Origin of the sequence: Mesorhizobium sp. M0292, assembly GCF_040321695.1 — a bacterium.
In the GTDB taxonomy this organism is placed as follows: Bacteria; Pseudomonadota; Alphaproteobacteria; order Rhizobiales; family Rhizobiaceae; genus Mesorhizobium.
Window position 1 is genome coordinate 1 of the sequence record NZ_JAMYSB010000062.1, and the last position, 602, is coordinate 602.

Here is a 602-nt window from a genome sequence, read left to right on the forward strand (position 1 = left end):
ACATTCTCGTTGACGCGCACCATCCCGGAACGCAGCTCGGCCTCGCGGGTGTAGCGGTCGCTGTTGAGGCGGATCAGCGGCCGCCCGACCAGCCAGCTCAGCCAGGAGGCGATGCCGGCATAGAGGAACGCGGCCCAGACCATGTAGCCCGGTATCGCCAGCGACCAGCCGTTGATGTGGAAGACGAAGCCCGACGAGAGTTGCCAAAGCACGCCGACGAACGACACCAGCAGGATGAAGGATTGCAGCAGGCCGACGCCGAGGTCCGTCGACAGATCGGACAGATGCGCGGCATCCTGCTGCATGCGCTGGTCGGGATTGACGCCGATGGCGCCGGCATTGGCGAGCCGGAAGGCCCGCGCCGGCCGCATCCATTGGTCGATCAGGTCGAGCGTCAGCGCCTCGCGCAGCTTCAGCCGGATCATCTGGTTGAGCCAGGTCTGAGCGATGTTGAGCAGGAGCAGCGTGCCGGCAATCACGGCAAAGATCATCAGCTGATGCAGGAAGGCCGCCATGTCGCGACGCGCCAGCGCATCGTAGAAAGGCTGGTTCCAGCGGTTGAGCAGAACCTGGCCGATCGACGTGGCGACGATGACCGCCAT

General features: G+C 65.0%; 1 protein-coding gene. It reads right to left on the reverse strand.

The window, feature by feature from the left end:
• Positions 1-602, reverse strand: a 602-nt coding sequence (locus NKI96_RS32475; protein WP_352807792.1) for an SbmA/BacA-like family transporter, incomplete at both ends; no start/stop codon positions are given.